Annotated in this window: 14 protein-coding genes; 7 read left to right on the top strand and 7 right to left on the bottom strand. The window is 67.6% G+C overall.

Going from position 1 to position 15,116, the window contains the following annotated elements; translation table 11 throughout:
* Positions 1 to 46: 46 nt before the first annotated feature.
* Entirely contained in the window at positions 47 to 1,021 is a 975-nt protein-coding gene (locus tag DFLDMN_RS19075; protein ID WP_423196411.1) for an ABC transporter ATP-binding protein, read from the bottom strand.
* 49 nt (positions 1,022 to 1,070) lie between these two features.
* On the bottom strand, positions 1,071 to 1,838 hold the full coding sequence (locus DFLDMN_RS19070; protein WP_423196410.1) for a DeoR/GlpR family DNA-binding transcription regulator: 768 nt from the start codon (positions 1,836 to 1,838) through the stop codon (positions 1,071 to 1,073).
* Positions 1,839 to 2,095: 257 nt separating this feature from the next.
* Between DFLDMN_RS19070 and DFLDMN_RS19065 the strand changes: the two genes are divergently transcribed.
* Positions 2,096 to 3,334 carry a hypothetical protein gene (locus DFLDMN_RS19065; protein ID WP_423196409.1) on the top strand — a complete coding sequence of 413 codons (1,239 nt, stop codon included), beginning with the start codon at positions 2,096 to 2,098 and terminating at the stop codon, positions 3,332 to 3,334.
* 65 nt (positions 3,335 to 3,399) lie between these two features.
* Here the strand turns inward: DFLDMN_RS19065 and DFLDMN_RS19060 are convergent, their stop codons facing one another.
* Both DFLDMN_RS19060 and DFLDMN_RS19055 read right to left on the bottom strand, forming a co-directional pair.
* A complete protein-coding gene (locus DFLDMN_RS19060; protein ID WP_423196408.1) occupies positions 3,400 to 4,452 on the bottom strand; it encodes a porin in 1,053 nt (350 codons plus the stop codon).
* A gap of 628 nt (positions 4,453 to 5,080) precedes the next feature.
* Positions 5,081 to 5,386 (bottom strand): carboxymuconolactone decarboxylase family protein, encoded by a 306-nt coding sequence (locus tag DFLDMN_RS19055; RefSeq protein WP_105857317.1) that lies wholly within the window; start codon positions 5,384 to 5,386, stop codon positions 5,081 to 5,083.
* A gap of 84 nt (positions 5,387 to 5,470) precedes the next feature.
* On the opposite strand from DFLDMN_RS19055, the gene DFLDMN_RS19050 reads away from it, so the two are divergent.
* The 4 genes from DFLDMN_RS19050 to DFLDMN_RS19035 all read left to right on the top strand — a co-directional run bounded on the left by DFLDMN_RS19050 (position 5,471) and on the right by DFLDMN_RS19035 (position 9,218).
* Positions 5,471 to 6,403 carry an AraC family transcriptional regulator gene (locus tag DFLDMN_RS19050; RefSeq protein WP_105857316.1) on the top strand — a complete coding sequence of 311 codons (933 nt, stop codon included), beginning with the start codon at positions 5,471 to 5,473 and terminating at the stop codon, positions 6,401 to 6,403.
* 396 nt (positions 6,404 to 6,799) lie between these two features.
* Positions 6,800 to 8,155, top strand: coding sequence for a chloride channel protein (locus tag DFLDMN_RS19045; protein WP_423196407.1), 1,356 nt, complete (start codon positions 6,800 to 6,802; stop codon positions 8,153 to 8,155).
* A 97-nt stretch (positions 8,156 to 8,252) separates the two neighbouring features.
* Entirely contained in the window at positions 8,253 to 8,888 is a 636-nt protein-coding gene (locus tag DFLDMN_RS19040; RefSeq protein WP_423198480.1) for a sigma-70 family RNA polymerase sigma factor, read from the top strand.
* 60 nt (positions 8,889 to 8,948) lie between these two features.
* Positions 8,949 to 9,218 carry a zf-HC2 domain-containing protein gene (locus DFLDMN_RS19035; RefSeq protein ID WP_423196406.1) on the top strand — a complete coding sequence of 90 codons (270 nt, stop codon included), beginning with the start codon at positions 8,949 to 8,951 and terminating at the stop codon, positions 9,216 to 9,218.
* A 116-nt stretch (positions 9,219 to 9,334) separates the two neighbouring features.
* Here the strand turns inward: DFLDMN_RS19035 and DFLDMN_RS19030 are convergent, their stop codons facing one another.
* Both DFLDMN_RS19030 and DFLDMN_RS19025 read right to left on the bottom strand, forming a co-directional pair.
* Positions 9,335 to 10,423: an NAD(P)H-dependent flavin oxidoreductase gene (locus DFLDMN_RS19030; RefSeq protein WP_423196405.1), complete on the bottom strand. Its 1,089-nt coding sequence runs from the start codon at positions 10,421 to 10,423 to the stop codon at positions 9,335 to 9,337.
* Positions 10,424 to 10,540: 117 nt separating this feature from the next.
* Positions 10,541 to 12,454, bottom strand: coding sequence for an FAD-dependent oxidoreductase (locus DFLDMN_RS19025; RefSeq protein ID WP_423198479.1), 1,914 nt, complete (start codon positions 12,452 to 12,454; stop codon positions 10,541 to 10,543).
* A gap of 418 nt (positions 12,455 to 12,872) precedes the next feature.
* Here DFLDMN_RS19025 and DFLDMN_RS19020 point away from each other — a divergent pair, with 418 nt between their 5' ends.
* The gene (locus DFLDMN_RS19020) at positions 12,873 to 13,166 is read left to right on the top strand and encodes a GYD domain-containing protein (RefSeq protein ID WP_423196404.1); all 294 of its coding nucleotides are present in this window, start codon (positions 12,873 to 12,875) and stop codon (positions 13,164 to 13,166) included.
* A gap of 189 nt (positions 13,167 to 13,355) precedes the next feature.
* Positions 13,356 to 14,009, top strand: a complete 654-nt coding sequence (locus DFLDMN_RS19015) for an alternative oxidase (RefSeq protein ID WP_423196403.1) — start codon at positions 13,356 to 13,358, stop codon at positions 14,007 to 14,009.
* A gap of 131 nt (positions 14,010 to 14,140) precedes the next feature.
* On the opposite strand, the gene yddG is transcribed toward DFLDMN_RS19015, so the two are convergent.
* Positions 14,141 to 15,067, bottom strand: a complete 927-nt coding sequence (gene yddG / locus DFLDMN_RS19010; RefSeq protein ID WP_423196402.1) for an aromatic amino acid DMT transporter YddG — start codon at positions 15,065 to 15,067, stop codon at positions 14,141 to 14,143.
* Positions 15,068 to 15,116: the final 49 nt, after the last annotated feature.

Below are 15,116 nucleotides of genomic sequence, written 5' to 3'. Positions count from 1 at the left end.
GGGTCAACAACAGATCCACAACGGGGCAGCGCGGGCGAGGCATGGCTCAAGCCGGTGTCTCGTCCACGGCAAAGCGATGTTCATGCGTGGTGGACCACTGCAGCATCAGGCGCGTGCCGGGCGCCACCGATACCCGGCCGGGGCGCCGCACCAGTACCGCCTGCTCGTAGAGCATGGTTTCGATCAATGTGTCCGCACCGTGGTACTCGGCGCGCGTCACCACCGCCGGATGCAGGCCGTCCAGTTCGATATGCTCGGGACGCACGCCCAGCCACGCCTCGGTGCCCGGCATGCGGATCAGGTTCATCGGCGGCTGGCCGATAAAGCGCGCCACCACCGGGGTGGCGGGGGCCTCGTACAGCTGCGCCGGCGTACCGGTCTGCGCGATCCGGCCCTGGTGCATCAGCACGATGCGGTCGGCCATGCTCATGGCCTCGACCTGGTCATGGGTCACGTAGACCACCGTCAGGCCCAGCTGCTGTTGCAGCTTGCGCAGTTCGGCCCGCATCTCGGCGCGCAACTGCGCATCGAGGTTCGACAGCGGCTCGTCCATCAGGCACAGCGGATGATGCGAGACGATGGCGCGTGCCAGTGCCACCCGCTGCTTCTGGCCGCCGGACAGTGCCCCAGGCTTGCGCGCCAGCAGCTGGCCGAGGCCGAGCAACGCCGCGGCCTGATGCAGGCGGCGCGACTGCTCGTCGCGCCCGACCTTGCGCGCGCGCAGGCCGAACACGATGTTGTCGGCCACGCTCAGGTGCGGAAACAGCGCGTACGACTGGAACACCATGCTCAGCCCCCGCTGTGCGGGCTCCAGCGCGGTGACATCGCGGCCGTCGATATGGATGCGGCCGCCGCCGGGCCGATCCAGGCCGGCGATCAGCCGCAGCAGCGTGGTCTTGCCGCAGCCCGACGCCCCGAGCAGCGCGATGAATTCACCGCGCTCGATATCGAGGTCGATGTCGTGCAGCACGACATGGTCGCCAAAACGCTGCTGCAATCGTTCAAGTCGCAGATAGGCCATTCAGGATTCGCAAGAACAGGCGCGCCGGATCACACCGCCGCGCCAGGGATCAGCACAGGTGCAGGACCACGCCGGCGCGCTCGCACAGGGCGGGCAACGCCGGCAGCGCGTCCGCCGCATCCACGTCGGTGTACAGATGCTCGATCTGGTCGAGTCCGGCCACACGGCACGGGGCGTGGCGCAGGTACTTGCTGCTGTCCGCCAGCAGCACGCGCGCATGACTGTTGGCCAGCACCACCTGACTCAACTCGGCCTCTTCAGGCTGGAATTCGTAGAACGTGCCATCCGCATCGATGCCCGCGGCGCTGCAGATCGCCAGGTGCGCGCGGAACCGCCGGAGGAAGTCCAGCGTGGCGCCGCCCATCACATCCATATCGCCCTGGCGCAAGCGGCCGCCGGCCACCCAGGTCTCGATGCGCGGCTTGTCCTGCAACGCGTGCACGGCGCCGAGGTTGGTCGTGACCACGCGCAGCGGCAGATCCACCGGCAACGCGCGCGCAAACTCGGCCACCGTGGTGCCATAGCCGAGAAACACCGTGGCATCGGCTTCCAGCATGCCGATCGCGCCATCCGCAATGCGCCGCTTGCGCTCGACGTGGGCGGTGCTACGCTGCAGATAGCTCAGGTTGTGCTGGCTGGCGGGCAGGCTCAGGCCACCGTGCATCCGGCGCGCGAGGCCCTGTTCGCTCAAGGCATTGATGTCCCGGCGAATGGTCTGCGTGCTGACGCCGAAGCGGCTCGCCAGTTGCTCGGTACTCAGGTAGCCGGCGTCGTTCAGCCATCCGAAAATGTCTCGTTGCCGCGGGGTCAGGCTCATTCGGTCAGCTCATTCGGTCAGGCTCATTCGCTCACGCTTCACGTTCGAATGAAAATGTAAGCGCGTCGTGTTTCACTTCGGTGACAACGGTGCGCATGCCTTGCCGGCATGCACGCCACGTTTCAACCCTGCAACCGACCGTGCCAGATTGCGCCCCTGGCCGCGCGCCGCCCGCCGCCGTGGCGCGTGCCGCCGCGCCTGGCGCGCGATATGCGTGGAAGCGGGGCTGTTCTCGATGTTGCCCACGGGAGATGACCATGAAAGCCTGGCTGGCCGCCTGCCTGATCCTTGTGGCGCCGCTGCTTGCCGGCACGGCGGGCGCGGCCGAGGACAGGGACATCCCCGGCGCGGTGGGCGTGCCGCCCTTCGGCAGCCCGGGCGGGCCGGAGCCGGCCAACCTCGCGCAAATCGTCGGCGCCCTCCGGCAGGACCCCTACGACCTTGAATTGCTGATCAGCTTCGGTACCTCGAAGGGAGGCTCGGCGGGACATATCGCGCTGGCCGTACGCGACAAGCGCGGCGCGGACGAGACCGGCAGCGGGGCCGGCAGCGAGGAGCGCGTCTATTCCGCCAACTTCTACGCAGACCGCACGGCGCCGCACGAGCAGGCTTTCTACACCGGCGAACTGATGGTTGCCATCCCGAAGGCGGAGTACCTGTTCAAGACCCGCTCTACCGTGGCGGAGACGGCGGTGTTCGGCCTCGACTTCGGCGAGATCTACAAGCGCACGGTCATCGGCGTGCGCGTGACCGGCGTGCCGGCCGCCGAGACGCAGGCGCTGCTGGCGTACTTCCAACGCATGAACGACGACTATCGCCGGCGTGCCACGGGGGTCGAGTATCACCACGGCGAGGTCAAGTACGACTATCTGCGGCTCAATTGCGCCAAGACGATCGGCTCGGCCTTCCGGTACGGCGCCGGCTACCAGGATCTCGAGGTCAAGAACCCGAGGCTCTTGCGCGGGCGTCGCGTGGTGGCCGCCGCCACCGCCAACATCCCGACCGAAATGGCACTGAAGCTGATGGCCGCGTGGGACCGGCGCGGCTATGCGATGGATGTGGTGCTCTACAAGAAGTACGAAGGCTCGCGCTATGTGGAGCCGCGCGAAGAACCCAAGGTCGCGTTCAAGGACCTGCCCAACCGCTTTCCGTCGGTACTGTCGCTCGATTTCCGTCGGGACCAGGGCGCCTATCGCGACTACGACAACCTGTTTGCGATGTACCTGTTCTACAACCTCGGCCGCTATAGCGTGCGCGTCAATACGCAGACGCATCGGCTGGAGATCGAGAAATCCAAGGCGCCGATGGCCTACCGCGCGGCCGTCGCGCTGGCGAAGGACAACGCCAGATCGGACAGCGAGAATTTTCGCCGCCACGCCCTGTTTCATCCGCTCGGCACACCGGTCGGCGAGGCGCCGGACAACACGCACCTCTATCATTTCGGCGACGCAGCGTCGGCGGCGTCTTCACCCGCGGCCCCGGCAACGGCACCCTAGTCCGGCGCAGTACGACAAAAAGCCCGCCGATGCTGCCGGCGGGCTCGTTCACATCGCATGCAAGCTTAGAACTTGTGGCGAATGCCCAGCAGCACGCCGGTCTGGTTCTTGCCCGGGAGCGTCGAGCCAAAGCCGCCGGTACCCAGATCCGAACCATCCTTGTTGCGCGTGAAGGCCAGGTTCAGGTAAGCGTCGGTGCGCTTGGAGAACGCATAGTCCGCCGAGACGACGAACAGCCACGGATCCGCGCCCGAATTGCGGAAGTCCTGGTAGTACGCGGCGCCGGTGAGCGACCACGCGGCCGTGACATCCCACTGCGCGCCGGCCCAGTACAGGTTGGTCGTCTGCGAGGTCGGCGGCGTCATGTAGCGCGCGTAGCGATAGCCAAGGTAGGTCTTGACCGCGCCGATGGTGTACGTACCCGCGAGCGCGACCTTGCGGTTCTTGTTCTCGTCGGTGGCAACGGTGTTGCCATTGAGCTCGTCATAGACCACCGCCACCGCCAGCGGGCCGGTTTCATAGGCGAGGCTACCGCCGAACTCGCGGCCGACCTTCCAGTTGCCCGGCACTTCGCCATTGACGCCCGACGTACCGTCCGCGCCAAAGCTGTACATGAACTTGGCCGTGACGGGACCGAACTTGCCGGCGTACTTGAGCGAGTTGTCGGCGCGCGACTGGAACGTGCCGTCCTGCACGCCGATCGAGTAACGCGTCGAGATGCCCATCGGGTCGTACTGCACACCGAAGTCGTACGCGGGCGTATTGTGGCGACCGAGGCTGAGCGTGCCGTAGCGGTTGCTCAAGCCGATCCACGCCTGCCGGCCGAACAGGCGGCCGCCCTGCGTGCTCTTGCCATCGTCGACGCTGAACCCGCTTTCCAGCGCGAACACCGCCTTGAGGCCACCACCGAGATCTTCGACGCCACGCAGACCCCAGCGCGACCCCGACAGATTGCCCGACTGCAAGCGAACCACGCTGTTGTTCCCAGCCTTTTGATGATTCGCGAATTCCACACCCGCATCGACCACACCATACACGGTGACCGACGACTGGGCGAACGCCCCCCCGGCGAACAGGCCCGCAACGGCCGCCGCCATCCACACATCTCTCCTTTTCATGCTCTCAGGTCTCTCCTCGTTGAAAAAACTTCGTCGGCCTGGCTGTACCGGCCTGCTTTGTTCTGGCTTTGCTGACCCCTTCGCGCAGCGCCACATCGCACTGCGTCGTACGCGCGATCTTCTCGTATCGATCGCGTATCAGCTTGTATGACGGCCCAGACATTACATCATGTTGTGATCGATGTGTCGTCAGGCTCGGGATATCCCTGAGAAAAAAAATCGCGTGCAATACCGTTGATGACAAGGCGGACGCGCGCCAAATGCCAGGCACCGTCGGACGCGTCTGCAGGCCGTCTCGGACCCCATCGTTGCGCACCGGGTCGTGCATGCGCAAATGTTCCACTCGGTGGAATCCGACGATGGACGACGGCGATCAAGCGATGGGACGATGCGAAGGTGGGAAGTTGCGGAGATGCCGCAACCAGAAGGAGGACCGGAATGGGGGCACGCAGAAGCCGCCCCCGCAAGAAAGCGCGCGCGATGCCGCGCGCGCGGCATCGGATCTCTCTACCGACTCGACCAACCCTTGATGGCATCCGTCATCGTATGCGTGGAGGCCTTCACGGGCGGTGTTCGCATGGCTGGCTTGCGGACATGAACAAGATGTCCGCCTTTGCCAACCGTGCGTTCAATCGCGGAACAGGTGCGTGGCGTGCGTGATGGCACCCCCCGCGCGAATGCCCGCGGCCACGAGCGCGGCCTCGGCCAGCTGCTCGTTGCTGGCGCCGGCATCGCGCGCGGCCTTGGTGTGCAGCGCGATGCAATACGGGCATTGCGTGGTCAGTGCCACGGCCACCGCGATCAGCTGCTTCTGCTGGACCGAGAGCGCACCCTCGGCGAACACGGCCTGGTCGAAGGCCCAGAAGCGCTTCATCGCTTCGGGCGCATTCTGGTCGAGTTGCTTGAGGCGGGACAGGTCTTTCATATCGAACATGGCAATCTCCGTTAAGTGGGGTAGGTGTATGATAGAAAGGGCCATGTTCCATGTGGTCTTCATTTGGTCTTAAACCGTCCAGAAATGCCTACCCCCGAAAGCCAACGTGCGCTGGAGCAATTCCTCTCGACACTCGACCTGGGCGTAACACGCATGACGCGGTGCGATATCCGCGATGGCTGGAGCGTGCGCTTCAACGCGCCGCGGACGGCCAGCCTGCACTACTGTCTCGACGGCCATGGCACGCTCGATGCCGGCGACGGTCAGCGCATCGCCCTGCGCCCGCATTGCTTCGTGCTGCTGCCGCCGGGCGTTTCGTATCGCATCGAGAGCGCCGCGCCGACGCAGGTCAGGTCGGTGGACCGCGCCAGCTTCGATGCCTGGCCGTCACGCGAGACGGCGCCCACCGTCAGCGTCGGCGATGGCGAGGCTGGCGTCGGCACCGCGTGCGGCGAGTTGCGCTTCGACAAAGGCGCACCCGACCCCTTCAAGGCGCTGCGGCGGCCCGTGGTCACGCAGTTCGACGGCCCGGACGGGTTGCGCGACCAGTTCGTGATGCTGCTGGCGGAATCGGTGCAGCCAGGCCTGGGCTCGCGCGTCCTGATCGAGGCGCTGCTCAAGCAATGCCTGGTCATGCTGCTGCGCCGCCTGGCCGACGATGAAGAGGTCGGACTGGCCTGGACCGCCGCGGCTGCCGACGCGCGCCTGGCACGGACCATGAGCGAGATGCTCGCGCATCCGGAGGCGCCGTTCTCGGTCGAGCGCATGGCCGACCTGGCCGGCATGAGCCGCTCCGCCTTTGCCGCGCACTTCGAGCGCGCGTTTGGCCAGACCCCGATGGCGATGCTGCGATCGGTGCGGCTGCGCAAGGCGGCCGAACTGCTGGCCACCACGACGCTGCCGGTGGCCGCCGTGGCCAATGCGGTGGGGTTCTCAAGCCGCAGCAACTTTTCGCAAGCCTTCCAGAAACATCACGGCGTGGACCCCTCCGGCTTCCGCCAGCGCGGCGCGCGCTGACAGTCCAAACTGGCCATGGGGCGTATAGTTGAGGCTGCGCGCCCGCCGCGGCGCCCTGCTTTCAACCTTACGCCCCGCACCTGCCCCATGGCCGATACGCACGAACAAGAGGGTTCGCCTCGCCCTTCCGAGCCATCCGCCCGGTCCGCCAGTTCTTCCGACGCTCCCGGCCCCTCGCCGTCTGCCCCCTCGCCGTCTGCCCCCTCGCCGTCTGCCCCCTCTCCGTCGAACCCATCACCTTCGGCCTCCCCACCTTCTGCACCCTCCCAGCCACGGTCCGACAGCGGTCCGGCCCCGCACGCCGCTGCCGATGATGCTGCCGCTGCCGATACCGATACCGCCGCCACGACCGGCCCTCGCCGCCGCGCCCGACGCCTCGGCCTGCGCGAACTGGGCATGCGCGCCTATCGCACCTCCCGCCGCCAGCACCGCCATGTCAGCCGCGTGTCCCGTACCTCCATCCGCTATGGCGTGTTCATGTTCGGCGCCGGCATGGTGGCGCTGTTCTCGATGGCCTTTGCATGGCTGGCCGAGCTGGCGCTGCACTGGAATGCGGTGGCCACCCGCGCCACCCCCTGGCTGTCGTTCGTCATGCTGCCGTTCGGGCTGGCAGCGCTGCGCTGGCTGACCATCCGGCTCGCGCCGCAGGCGCGTGGCAGCGGCATACCGCAGGTCATCGCAGCCGTCACGCTGCCGCCGTCCGGCGCCGCGCAGACCCTGCTGGTGTCGTTCCGCCAGTCGATGTGGAAAGTCGTGCTGACCACCGGCGCCCTGCTGGCCGGTGCCTCGGTCGGCCGCGAAGGCCCCTCGGTGCAGGTGGGTGCCGCGGCCATGCTGGCCTGGGGCCGCTGGTGCCACGAGAAATTCCGCTTCCGCATCGGTTTCCACCCGAACGCGCTGATCGCCGCCGGCGCCGCGGGCGGGCTTGCGGCCGCCTTCAATACACCGCTGGCGGGCGTGGTCTTCGCGATCGAAGAGCTCGGGCGCGGTACCGCCGTGCGCTGGGACCGGCTGGTCCTGTCGGGCGTGCTGACCGCCGGCTTCCTGTCCCTGGCGGTGCTGGGCAACAATCCGTACTTCAGCGTCAAGGCGTCGATGCTGGCGCTGCACGATGCCTGGGGCCCGGTGCTGCTGTGCGCCGCGGTCAATGGTGTGATGGGCGGGCTGTTCGCCAAGGTGCTGATCATCGGCGTGCCGGGGCTTACGCCCGGCAGGTGGCGCGGCGCGGTGATGCGGCATCCGATCCGGATTGCGTTCGGCTGCGGTCTGGTCGTGGCATTGCTGGGCTGGGCCACGGCTGGCGCGACCTTCGGCACCGGCTATGAACAGGCGTCCGGACTGATCAACGGCGAGCCGCACAGCACGCTGTGGTTCGGCATCGCCAAGCTGGTGGCGACGGTGGTGTCGTACTTCGCCGGCATTCCGGGCGGCATCTTCACACCCGCCCTGGCGATCGGCGCCGGCATCGGCCAGAACGTCGCGCACTTCGCCAGCGGCCTGGCGGAGCCGCGCATGCTGGCACTGGTATCGATGGCCGCGTTCCTGGCCGCCGCCACCCAGGCCCCGATCACCGCCAGCGTCATCGTCATGGAAATGACGCGCACGCAGGACCTCACGCTGTTCCTGCTGGCGGCCTCGCTGATGGCATCGTTCCTGTCGCGCCAGTTCAACCCGCATCCGTTCTACCATCACATGAGCCACGTGTTCCGGCGCGAGACAGTAGCGCTCAGCCAACGCAAGGCCACCACCTAGCGCGCGGCGGGGCGCGCCCGGGGATGACGCATGCGCCATGCAGGTATGATGGCGCATGGCCGCGCTGACGCGGCTGCCCGAACCCGAGAACGTCAGAATGGCAGCGCAGGAAGTCGGAATCGACGCCCACGAACTGGAAACCGTACGGCCCTACCTGTTGCGCTTTGCGCGGCTGCAACTGCGCGACGAGGCGCTGGCCGAGGACACCGTGTCAGAGACGGTGCTGGCGGCGCTGGAACACCCCGAGCGCTTTGCGCGCCAGTCCACGCTGCGCACCTACCTGGTCGGCATCCTCAAGCACAAGATCATCGACATCCTGCGCAGCGGCAAGCGCGAAGTCCGCCTGGCGGTGGCCGCCGACGACGACGGCGAGGCGCAGTCCGACCAGGACGCCTTCGACGCGCTGTTCGCGCGCAACGGCCACTACCATCATCCGCCCTCGGACTGGGGCGACCCCGACCGTACGCTGGAGCGGCGCGAGTTTTTCGAAGTCCTCCAGCTATGCGTCGACAAGCTGCCCGCCAAGGCCGCGCGCATTTTCATGATGCGCGAATGGCTGGAGCTGGAAACGGAAGAAATCTGTCAGGATCTGAAGATCAGCGCGACTAACGCGTGGGTGATGCTGTACCGGGCCCGCATGCGTCTGCGCGAATGCCTGGAACTGAGCTGGTTCGGGCGGCCCGCGGCCGGCAGCGCGCGGGCCGGCATAACGTCTCGCCCGTCGCCCCCCTAGCCCCCCCGCCGACCATGCCGGCCATGCCGGCATCGCCACCCTGACAGGAGACCGCTATCCATGCCCCCACCAGACCCCAAGGATCGTGAAGGCGCTGAAGGTGCTGAAGGTGCTGAAGGTGCTGAAGGCGCCCCGGGCTATCGCAAGCGGCTGTTGCCCCACTGCGAGGAGGTTCATCACCTGACCATGAAGGGCATGGACCAGCCGCTGACCTGGGCCGAGCGGCTACGCGCGCGTGCTCACATGACGATCTGCGACGCCTGCACCAACTTCAACGGCCAGATGCAGCTGATGCGCAAGGCGATGCGCCGCCTGGGCCGCGACGAATAACCTCGCGCGACGCGTGGCACGCGGCACGCGGCGGCCGACAGCGGCGCCCCATGCCCCACCGCCACCTCCGCCGGACTGACGCTTGCCGCCACGCCGTCCACGCTGAAACGCAGGTGTCATCCCGCGCGGCCGCCCTGCTCCGCACACGCTTCGCAGAAGTAACGTGTCAGCGCCGCGCTGCTCATCTCGCGGCCCAGCGGGCCGGCCTGCCCCGACCAGAGGTTGGTGAACTCGCCGGGCGCGGCCTGTTCGGTGGCCTTGCGCAACGGCAGCAAGGCACCTCCCGCGGTGGGAAATGCGGGCGCGACATCGGAGATCGGGCCCACCTCGCGCATCAGGCGGTTGACGATGCCGCGCGCCGGCCGCCCGGTGAACAGGTTCGTCAGTGCCGTGCTGTTGTCACGCGCCGACCTGAGGGCCTTGCGGTGCGCCTCGGTCAGGGTGGCCTCCGGCGTAAACAGATAAGCCGTGCCGATCTGCACCGCCGATGCGCCGAGCGCAAACGCCGCATGAATGCCGCGGTGGTCGGCGATGCCTCCGGCGGCAATGACCGGCACGCTGACCGCATCCACCACCTGCGGGACCAGCGCCATGGTGCCCACCGCCGTGGCGATTTCCAGATCGCCCGTCAGGAAATTGCCGCGATGACCACCGGCCTCGAAGCCTTGCGCCACGATTGCGTCGACGCCGCGTTCCTCGAGCCAGCACGCCTCGGCCACGGAAGTCGCGGAGGCGATGATCTTCGCGCCGGTACGGCGCACGCGCTCTAGCAGCGGTTCCGGCGGCAGGCCAAAATGGAAGCTCACCACCTCAGGGCGAAATTCCTCGACCACGGCGCAATATGCATCGTCGAACGGCGCGCGGCCAGCGGCCGGAATCGGTTCGCCCGGATCGATGCCGTACTGCACGTAATACGGCGCCAGCCGTGCTCGCCATGCCATCGTCCGCACCGGATCGGGCGCCGGGGTCTTGTGCGTGAAGAAGTTGGCGTTGACCGGCCTGGCGGTACCCGCGCGCACCTCGGCCATGGCGGCGGCGAACTGCTCCACCGAATACAGCGCGGCAGGCAGCGAGCCGAGTGCGCCCGCCTCGCTGGCGGCGATGACCATGGCAGGCGTGGTCGCGCCTGCCATCGGCGCCTGGATCACCGGAAATTCGATGCCGAACAGTTGCGCGATACGCTGGTTGTCGTTGTGGATGGCCACGATATCTCCCTATGTCGACTATGCGGTGCGTGCCGGGCCGGCACCGTGCGCGCATGTTCGCATATCCGCCACGCCGGCGCTCCGCCCGGCGGCGCACCCCGTGGCACTGGCATGCGCTCAGGTAACCGCATTGGTCACCGCATCGGTCGCCACACCGGTCACCGCATTGGTCACTGCATCGGCCGCCGCATCGGCCAACGCCAGGTATGCGTGGATCTGCGCGACCACGGCAGCACCTTCGCCGATCGCGCCGCCGACACGCTTGACCGAACCGGAGCGCACGTCGCCGACCGCATACACGCCGGGCACGCACGTTTCCAGCGCGGCCGGCTGCCATCCCGGCGCTTCGCCCGACGCTTCGCCCGGCGCTTGGGCCGGCGCCTCCGACGGCACCAGTGCCGGCACCTGCGTGGATATCTGCGCCGATATCTGCGCCGATATCTGCGCCGCCGCTTCCGCACGCAGGTCCGCACGCACCTGGGCGTGCCCGCAGCCCGGCACGATGTCATGCCCGCCGCGCCGCGACGCCGCACCGGTCAGCACAAAGCCGGCGCGATCGACCGTCACGCCGCAACCTGCGAGCCAGCGCGTCTCCGGATCGGCACCGACGAACAAGAAGACATTGCGCAGCGCACGTTGCTCGGTTGCGCCATTGCGACGGTCCACCCACGTCACGCCCACCAGGCCGTCGCATTCGCCCTTGTGCAACTGCGCAATCTCGGTGTGCGTCCGGAGCTCGATATTGGGCGTGGCGGCAATCCGGTCGATCAGGTAGCGCGACATGCTCGCCGCGAGTCCGGCACCACGCACCAGCATATGAACCCTGGCCGCATGCTGGGACAGGAACACCGCGGCCTGGCCGGCGGAATTGCCGCCGCCCACCAGCACGACTTCCGACTGGTGGCACATGCGGGCTTCCAGCGCCGAGGCCCAATACCACACGCCGCGCCCTTCAAAGTCGGCCAGCGTCGGCACGTCGGGACGACGATAGCGCGCGCCGCTGGCGATCACGACGGTACGCGTGCACAGCCAGCGCCCGTCCGTCAGTTGCACGCGCAACGCGCGCCCGCGGTTATCGCGTGAGCAGTCGAGCGACTGCACTTCCGCGGGAATCAGGAGCTCCGCGCCGAACTTCTCGGCCTGCACGTGGGCGCGCCCGGTCAACGCCGCGCCCGAGATGCCGGTGGGAAAGCCCAGGTAGTTCTCGATGCGCGCGCTGGCTCCGGCCTGTCCGCCATAGGCGCGGCGGTCGAGCACCACCACCTGCAGGCCCTCGGAGGCGGCGTAGACGGCGGTCGCCAGCCCGGCGGGGCCGGCGCCGACCACGACCACATCGAAGACCTCTTCGCGCTCGTGCGTATCGACCATGCCGATACAACGCGCCAGCGTCGCCTCGGACGGATCGAGCAATACCGACCCATCGGGACAGACCGCGACCGGAACGCCGGCATGCGCGCCGTACTGCTCGATCAGCGCGGCGGCGCTCTCGTCTTCGCGCGCGTCGACCACGCGGTACGGTTCGCCGTTGCTGCGCAGGAAACTTTCGAGGCGCAACAGGCCGGCGGAACCCGGCCGGCCGATCAGCACCGGGCCGCTGGCGCCCCACTCGATCAGCGAGACGCGCCGCAGGATCAGGGCACGGATCATGCGCTCGCCAAGGTCGGCCTCGGCGACGATCAGCATGCGCAGATCACGCGGCGATACCAGCAGCGTCTCGACCTTGCCGACCGCGATGGCATCGACCAGCGACGGCTTGCCCGTCATCGAGCCCAGTTCGGCGACGAAATCGCCGCGGCCCATCTGCACGATCGGCTGGGTGTTGCCCATGCCGTCGCGCTGGATGATATCCACCTCGCCGGCGAGGATCAGATACATTCCGGGCGTCCGCACGCCCGTGCTTTCCAGCAACGCTCCGGCCTCGAACGATTTCCGCACGCCAAAGCGGAGCATGCGGCCGAGCTCGGCTTCGCTGATTTCCGGAAACATCTGATGTCGGCGCGACATCATGATGCCGGGGGCATCGCTGTTCATCGGCATCATCGGCAACTCCAGGGCGGTGAAGGGGAATGCGGCAGTCACTGCAACGATACTCGCTGCCGCACGTTACACCAATGGATTCCGTCGCCGCCGCGTCCCCTTTCCTACCTTCCGCTGCCGGGCTGCGACCTTGGTCGTAGCCGGCGCGCAGCACGTGGCGTGGCCGTGCCTTGCGGGGCCCGCGCGGGCGGCCCGGCCTGTTTCACCGCTGCAACTTCCCATCGCACGCCGCACGCGCCTACGGCGCGCCGCGCGCGGCGATGCACCGCCCGACGGCCTGGCGCCGGCGATGGCTCGCGATATGCATGTTGGGGGGTTGCCCACGCTACGAGCGTGCCCGGCACGCTGCGCAGTCATGAGCCACCGTCGGCGGTCGCCGGCGGCGCCCGCTCTCTTCCTGTCGGAGGCCACCATGACCCGCTACATCGTTCTCGCAAGGTTTACGGACCAGGGGATTCGTTCGGTGAAGGACACCACCCGGCGCGCGGCCGCCGTGCGCGACATGGCGTCGCAGTTCGGCGTCAAGGTGACCGACATGTACTGGACCCTGGGCAAGTACGACATCGTGCTCACGCTGGAAGCGCCCGACGATGCCGCCATCACCACCTTCGGTCTCTGCGTCGGGGCGCAGGGCAACGTCCATACGCAGATGTTGCGCGCGTTCAGCGCCACCGAAATGGACGCATTCATCGCCAGGATGCCCTGAATCCGGCAGATCCCCGCGGCAACAGGGTGCGTTCGATAATCGCACGCACCCTGTTGCGGAGCAGCAAATCCGCTTGGCGTCGCGTCTTTAAAGTTGTATTGTGAATGCATGTTTAAGCGAGAGACGGCCTGGCCGACCGGCTCGACGGCGCGCACAGCGCCACCTCGATCCCACTTTTCGGAGCCCATCATGCAAGCCAATCACCCCACCCCGAACACGCTCGACGTCCACCATGACGTGGACGGTGTTTCGGACCGCGTCGCCCTGGCCATCACGCTGACGCTACGCTTCTTCGCCGATACGTTCTTCGCCAGGCGCTATGGCAACCGGGCCATCGTGCTCGAGACCGTGGCGGCCGTGCCGGGCATGGTGGGCGGGATGCTGGTGCACCTGCGCTGCCTGCGCTGGATGGTGGCCGACGAAGGGTGGATCCGCACGCTGCTCGACGAAGCGGAAAACGAGCGCATGCACCTGATGACCTTTATCCAGATCGCGCAGCCGAGCTGGTTCGAACGGGTCGTGATCCTGCTGGTACAGGCGATCTTCTTCGTGGCCTACTTTGTCCTGTACCTGATCTCGGCCCGCACCGCGCATCGCCTGGTCGGATACTTCGAGGAACAGGCCGTGATCAGCTACACGCTCTACCTGGCCGAGATCGACGCCGGCCGCGTCGAGAACGTCGCCGCCCCGGCCTTCGCGATCGCGTACTGGAACCTGCCGGCCGATGCGCGGCTGCGCGATGTCGTGGTCGCGGTACGCGCCGATGAAGTCGGCCACCGCGACGTGAATCACCGCTTCGCCAACGCGTTGACCACGGGCGAGACGGTCAGCCAGAACGCGTAAGCCGCCACCGGCGACCGCCTCGACACCGCCTGCGCGCGCCGCCAGGCGGTGTTTGCGAGGGCACGGTCGCGGCGCACCGCGAGGCGAGCGCGCCACGTGCCCACCCTCACGCACGGCGCGCGTGCCCGCCCTCAGTCGCCCCGCCCTGGCTCGTCGCCCCGCCTACCCTTGCCGCGCGTCGCCAGCCAGCACAGGATCGACCCCGCGCACACCATCGACGCGCCTTGCCAGAACGCCAACGACAACGGCGCGCGCAGCAAGGTTGCCGCGAGCGCGGCGGACAGCACCGGAATAAAGTACGAGGCGCCGGCAAGTATCGTCACGTTGCCGTGCAGGATGCCGACATTCCACGCCGCATAGCCAAACCCCATCGCACCCGCCGCCAGCGCCAGGCAGACCAGGCCGGGCACGTCGAACGCCATGGTCTCGCCGCTCGTGAACAGGTATTTGCCCCACAACGCGAGCGCCGTCAGGACAAAGAACAGCGTGATGGCATTCCTGCCTTGCGCCATGCGTGCCGTCACCGTGCAATAGCCGGCCCAGATCACCGCGCCCGCGAAGGCCAGGCCGTAGCTGAGCGGATTGTCGCGGATATTGAGCGCCATGCCCGCCGGATCGAGCCCCCGATCGCCGCCGAGCACCCACGCGATGCCGAGCATCGACACCAGAAAGCCCGGCACGATCAGCCAGTTGGCCCGCTGCCGGTTGAAGAGCATCGCCGCCACCATGGTGAAGGTGGGCCACAGATAGTTGACCATGCCCACCTCGATCGCCTGCCGGCCACTGTTGGCATAGCCGATCGACAGCGACAGGCATAGCTCGTACGAGACGAACAGCACGCTGCCCCACACCCGATAGGCAGGCGGCAGCGCGCGGATGCGCGCCGGCCCTGCCGTCACCCACAGCAGCGCGGCGGCCACGGTGTACATCAATGCCGCTCCGCCCGTGGCACCGAAACTCTGGCTCACCCCGCGGATCAGGCCGACGATCGCGCTCCAGAGCAGGACCGCGATCAACCCGATCCATGTCGCCCGTTTCTGATTGTGGATCACTGCCATGCAGGGGAATCGTATGAAGTAGCGGCACAGGCGCGGACCAGCGCGCACG

The sequence above is a fragment of the Cupriavidus sp. H19C3 genome, assembly GCF_049393815.1.
Lineage (GTDB): Bacteria > Pseudomonadota > Gammaproteobacteria > Burkholderiales > Burkholderiaceae > Cupriavidus.
The sequence above is the reverse complement of the archived record's forward strand: the minus strand, read 5'-3'. Positions and strand labels throughout refer to the sequence as shown.

Bases quoted from the DNA above. Each gene is read 5' to 3' on its own strand.
- DFLDMN_RS19075 (WP_423196411.1), bottom strand. From the start codon at position 1,021: ATGGCCTATCTGCGACTTGAACGATTGCAGCAGCGTTTTGGCGACCAT.
- DFLDMN_RS19070 (WP_423196410.1), bottom strand. From the start codon at position 1,838: ATGAGCCTGACCCCGCGGCAACGAGACATTTTCGGATGGCTGAACGAC.
- DFLDMN_RS19065 (WP_423196409.1), top strand. From the start codon at position 2,096: ATGAAAGCCTGGCTGGCCGCCTGCCTGATCCTTGTGGCGCCGCTGCTT.
- DFLDMN_RS19060 (WP_423196408.1), bottom strand. From the start codon at position 4,452: ATGAAAAGGAGAGATGTGTGGATGGCGGCGGCCGTTGCGGGCCTGTTC.
- DFLDMN_RS19055 (WP_105857317.1), bottom strand. From the start codon at position 5,386: ATGTTCGATATGAAAGACCTGTCCCGCCTCAAGCAACTCGACCAGAAT.
- DFLDMN_RS19050 (WP_105857316.1), top strand. From the start codon at position 5,471: ATGCCTACCCCCGAAAGCCAACGTGCGCTGGAGCAATTCCTCTCGACA.
- DFLDMN_RS19045 (WP_423196407.1), top strand. From the start codon at position 6,800: ATGCGCGCCTATCGCACCTCCCGCCGCCAGCACCGCCATGTCAGCCGC.
- DFLDMN_RS19040 (WP_423198480.1), top strand. From the start codon at position 8,253: ATGGCAGCGCAGGAAGTCGGAATCGACGCCCACGAACTGGAAACCGTA.
- DFLDMN_RS19035 (WP_423196406.1), top strand. From the start codon at position 8,949: ATGCCCCCACCAGACCCCAAGGATCGTGAAGGCGCTGAAGGTGCTGAA.
- DFLDMN_RS19025 (WP_423198479.1), bottom strand. From the start codon at position 12,454: ATGAACAGCGATGCCCCCGGCATCATGATGTCGCGCCGACATCAGATG.
- DFLDMN_RS19020 (WP_423196404.1), top strand. From the start codon at position 12,873: ATGACCCGCTACATCGTTCTCGCAAGGTTTACGGACCAGGGGATTCGT.
- DFLDMN_RS19015 (WP_423196403.1), top strand. From the start codon at position 13,356: ATGCAAGCCAATCACCCCACCCCGAACACGCTCGACGTCCACCATGAC.
- yddG (WP_423196402.1), bottom strand. From the start codon at position 15,067: ATGGCAGTGATCCACAATCAGAAACGGGCGACATGGATCGGGTTGATC.